A 4,166-nucleotide genomic window follows, 5' to 3' on the forward strand; every position below is an offset into this window, starting at 1 on the left:
GTCATGGCGCAGCACCTGGCCCAGGCCGGCGCCGTGGTGCTGGACCCGCCCTATGCCGGGGCCGGCGCGCAGATGGCGCAGATCATCGCCGGGCGCCCGCCCTGCATCATCTATGTCAGTTGCAATCCCCAGGCCCTGGCCCGCGACGTCGCGGGCCTCAAGGACGCGGGCTACACGCTGGACAGCCTCACGGTGATCGACCAGTTCCTCTGGTCCACGGAAACCGAAGCCGTGTGCGTCTTCACCGCTCCCAGACGCCCCCGGCGCCCGGGCCGGTAACCCGGGGCTTCGCCCCGGACCCCACCAAAGGCGGCGCCTTTGGAAACCATTTATTTGTCAACAGATTGGGGTCAAGGGGTCCGCGACTCCTTGCGGGTCGAGGGCAGCGCCCTCGCCTGGCCCGCATCAGACGTGGAAGCTCTCGCCGCAGCCGCAGCGGCCTTTCTCGTTCGGATTGATGAAGGTAAAGCCTGCTTCCAGTTGCTTCACCTCGTAATCCATCACCGTGCCGATCAGGAACAGGGTCGCCTTGCGGTCCACCAGCAGGGTCACCCCCTTGTCGGTCACGATTTCGTCCCCCGGACCGGGCTCCCCGACGAAGCTCATGTCGTAGCCATGGCCCGAACAGCCCTTGGTCGACACCGCGACGCGCAGCAACTGGCCGGCATGGGCGGTGTCATACAGGGCGCGCAGCCGCTCGGCGGCACGGTCGGACAGCGACATCAGCGGCGGCAGCGCGCGCGCCGGGCGGGTGGCGGCGGGCGTTCCGCCGATTGGCTGGGTCATCGGCTGGGTCGTTGGTTGGGTCATTGGGGGGGCATTCTCCCGAAAGCGGCATTCAAAACCTGTTCAGAACATGTTCAGGGCCAGGCGGGCATCGTCGCTCATCCGCGACATGTCCCACGGCGGGTCCCAGACGATCTCGACCTCGGCGCCGGTCACGCCGGCCACCGCACGCACCGCCTCCTGCACCTGCGCGGGCAGTTCCTGCGCGCTGGGACAGTTGGGCGCGGTCAGCGTCATCTCGATCCGCACCTTGCCGTCACGATGCAGGTCGATCGCATAGATCAGGCCAAGCTCGTAGATATTCACCGGTATCTCCGGGTCATAGACGCTGGCGATCGCCGCGATCACCGCATCCTCGTCGGGCGTTCCGTCCCCAGTCGGCTTCGTTCCCGGCTTCGTTCCCGGCTCCGCTCCCCGGGCCGGAGGCATCTCCTCCGGCGTCCAGCTCTCGACCGACCCGTCCGGCTCGGAAGCCGGCGCGTCGAACGAAAACCCGGCAGTCCCGGCCTCTGCAGGCCCGGTCCCGGTCGCCTCCGCCGTCTCGATCTTTTCGGATTGCACGTTCATTCCCGTCTCATCCGTCCTTTGATTCGTCCGTCGCGCACTGCCGGCCATCCGCCAGCGCGGTCTCCAGCGCCGACCAAGGCAGGGTGGCGCAGCGTATCCGCGACCGATGCCGCCGCAGCGGCGCGAACACCGCCAATTCGTCGCGGGGCGCGGCACCGCCGTCGCGCACCATCCTGTCGAACGCGGCCGACACCGCCTTCAATTCGCCACCGTCGCACCCCAGCGCCAGCTCGGCCATCAGATCGGCCGAAGCCACGCAGATCGCGCACCCCCGGGTCCGATGGCCGATCCGCGCCACCCGCCCCTGCCCGTCCAGCACCAGCCCGACCCGCACCTGGTCGCCGCACATCGGGTTCACGCCCGTTCCCTCATGCGTCGCGCCCTCGGGCAGACCGGCATGGACGGGCGCACGGGCCCGGTCCATCACCTGCTGCTGATAGATCCCCTCCTGGTCCATTCCCCCTCGATCCTCAGATGCCGATTTTCAGATGCCGGTCTTCAGATGAAGAAGGAGCGGATCTGCTCCAGCGCCGTGGCCAGCATGTCCACTTCCTCACGCGTCGTATACACGCCGAAACTGGCCCGCGCCGTCGCACTCAGCCCCAGGCGGCGCATCAGCGGCTCGGCGCAATGATGCCCGGCCCGCACGGCGATCCCGCTCCGGTCCAGCAGGGTCGCGATGTCATGCGGGTGCGCATCTTTCATGACGAACGAGATCACGCCGCCCCGATCGGCCGGCCGCCCGACCACACGCAGGCCCGGCACGTCGCCCAGGCGCTCCAGGGCGTGGGACACCAGCGCCGCCTCATGCGCCGCGATCGCGTCGTACCCGACCGCCTCGATATAGGAAATCGCCGCCCCCAGCCCGATCGTCTCGACGATCGCGGGCGTCCCGGCCTCGAACTTATGCGGCACCGCCGCCCAGCGCGATCCCTCGAACCGGACCTCGGAAATCATTTCGCCCCCGCCCATGAAGGGCGGCATCTCGTCCAGCAGCGCGCGCCGTCCCCACAGCACGCCGATCCCGCTGGGGCCATACAGCTTGTGCCCGGTAAAGGCATAGAAATCCGCCCCGATCGCCTGCACGTCCACCTTGCGGTGCACCACCATCTGGCTGCCGTCGAACAGCACGCGCGCGCCCGCGTCATGCGCCATGTCCGCGATCCGCCGCGCCGGGGTCACGCTGCCCAGCACGTTGGACATATGGGTCACCGCCACCAGCGCGACCCTGCCATCCTCCAGCAGCCGCCCCAGAGCATCCAGCTCCAGATCGCCGTCATCGCTGATCGGCGCCACCCGCAGCTCGATGCCCGTGCGGTCGCGCAGCATCTGCCAGGGCACCAGGTTGGCATGGTGCTCCATTTCCGAAATCACCACTGCCTGCCCCGGCCGCATCAGGCTGCCGAAGGAATGGGCGACCAGATTGATCGCCTCGGTGCTGTTGCGGGTAAAGATGATCTCCTCGCGCGACGGCGCGCCGATCAGCCCGGCAACCTGGTCCCGCACCCCTTCATACGCCTCGGTCGTCCGCTCGCTCATCCAGTGCAGGCCGCGATGGATGTTGGCGTACTGGGTGCGCATCGCGCCCGCCATGGCATCGATCACCTGTACCGGCTTCTGCGCCGACGCCGCGCTGTCCAGAAAGACCAGCGCCTTGCCGTGCACCGTCTCGTTCAGGATCGGAAAATCGTCGCGCAGGCCGCGCAGCGCGTCGATCGGGTCGGTCATGACGACGGGCGACAGGTCCATCTTATGCGTCCTTCCGGTTCCACCAGGATTCGACCGCGCGATCCAGCACCGCGCGCAACATGTCGTCCCCCATCAGCGCGACCGCGTCATGCAGGAACGCCTTGATCAGGATGGCGCGCGCCTCGTGCTCGGCCACGCCGCGGCTGCGCAGATAGAACAACTGGTCGCCGTCCAGCGCGCCCACCGTCGCCCCATGGCTGCAGCGCACGTCGTCGGCATAGATCTCAAGCTCCGGCTTGGCATCGATCTCGGCCGTCTCGGACAGCAGCAGCGCCTGGTTCATCTGGTAACCGTCGGTCTTCTGCGCAATGCGCTCGACCAGGATCTTGCCCTGGAACACGCCGCGCGCATGCTCCGACAGCACGTTCTTCACCGTCTGGCGCGAATTGCAGGCCGGCGCGCCGTGGGTGATCACGCTGGTCAGGTCGGCATGCTGCCGCCCGTCCAGCAATTGCGCGCCGTTGACGTGCACCACGCCGCCCTCGGCCCCCAGCCGGGCATGGACCTCGTGCCGGGCCAGCCCCGCCCCCAGGGTCAGGGTAAAACTGTCATAATGCGCGCCCGCGCCGATATCGGCGTGAACCACCGCCAGATGCCGCGCCGAAACATCCTCGGCCTGCAGCTTGGCATGGACCAGCGACGCCCCGTCCGCGACCGCGATGTCGATGACCGAGTTGTTCAGATAATTCCCCTGCCCGACCGCCAGGTCCAGCAGCGACAATCTCGCCCCCGGCTCCAGCACGATCCGGTGCCGCGGATGGACCGACACCGGCGTATCCCCCGCGATCACCACCGACAGCAGCGCCATCCGGCCTGCATCATGGCCGGAGGCGACATGCAGCACCAGCCCGTCCTCGGCCAGCAGCGCATTCAGCGCGCTCGCCACGTCATCGGCCGGCGGCAGGTCGGTCGCCTCGTTGAACCGTACCGCGCGCACTCCGGCCGGCAGGCGCGAAAGCGCAGGATCGAACCGGCCATTGACCAGTACCGCGCGCGGCAGACCGGGCTCCAGCCCGAAGACCCGTCCGGCCTCGGCCAGGATCGCCTCGACCCGCGCCGGGTCG

General features: G+C 68.5%; 5 protein-coding genes and 1 pseudogene. 1 reads left to right on the top strand and 5 read right to left on the bottom strand.

Going from position 1 to position 4,166, the window contains the following annotated elements; translation table 11 throughout:
* Positions 1-279, top strand: a pseudogene (locus tag HUK84_RS11490) (class I SAM-dependent RNA methyltransferase); the annotation flags it as partial.
* Between the two features lie 126 nt (positions 280-405).
* Here the strand turns inward: HUK84_RS11490 and HUK84_RS11495 are convergent.
* The 5 genes from HUK84_RS11495 to sufD form a co-directional block, all read right to left on the bottom strand.
* Positions 406-786: a HesB/IscA family protein gene (locus HUK84_RS11495; RefSeq protein WP_176640419.1), complete on the bottom strand. Its 381-nt coding sequence runs from the start codon at positions 784-786 to the stop codon at positions 406-408.
* A gap of 63 nt (positions 787-849) precedes the next feature.
* Positions 850-1,353 (bottom strand): SUF system Fe-S cluster assembly protein, encoded by a 504-nt coding sequence (locus tag HUK84_RS11500; RefSeq protein WP_374729319.1) that lies wholly within the window; start codon positions 1,351-1,353, stop codon positions 850-852.
* Between the two features lie 7 nt (positions 1,354-1,360).
* Positions 1,361-1,810: an iron-sulfur cluster assembly scaffold protein gene (locus HUK84_RS11505; protein ID WP_176640420.1), complete on the bottom strand. Its 450-nt coding sequence runs from the start codon at positions 1,808-1,810 to the stop codon at positions 1,361-1,363.
* 41 nt (positions 1,811-1,851) lie between these two features.
* Positions 1,852-3,102: a cysteine desulfurase gene (locus HUK84_RS11510; protein WP_176640421.1), complete on the bottom strand. Its 1,251-nt coding sequence runs from the start codon at positions 3,100-3,102 to the stop codon at positions 1,852-1,854.
* A 1-nt stretch (position 3,103) separates the two neighbouring features.
* The coding region (gene sufD, locus HUK84_RS11515; RefSeq protein ID WP_176640422.1) for a Fe-S cluster assembly protein SufD at positions 3,104-4,166 on the bottom strand (1,063 nt) is incomplete at its 5' end.

Source organism: Nguyenibacter vanlangensis, assembly GCF_013376155.1.
Taxonomy (GTDB): domain Bacteria; phylum Pseudomonadota; class Alphaproteobacteria; order Acetobacterales; family Acetobacteraceae; genus Gluconacetobacter; species Gluconacetobacter vanlangensis.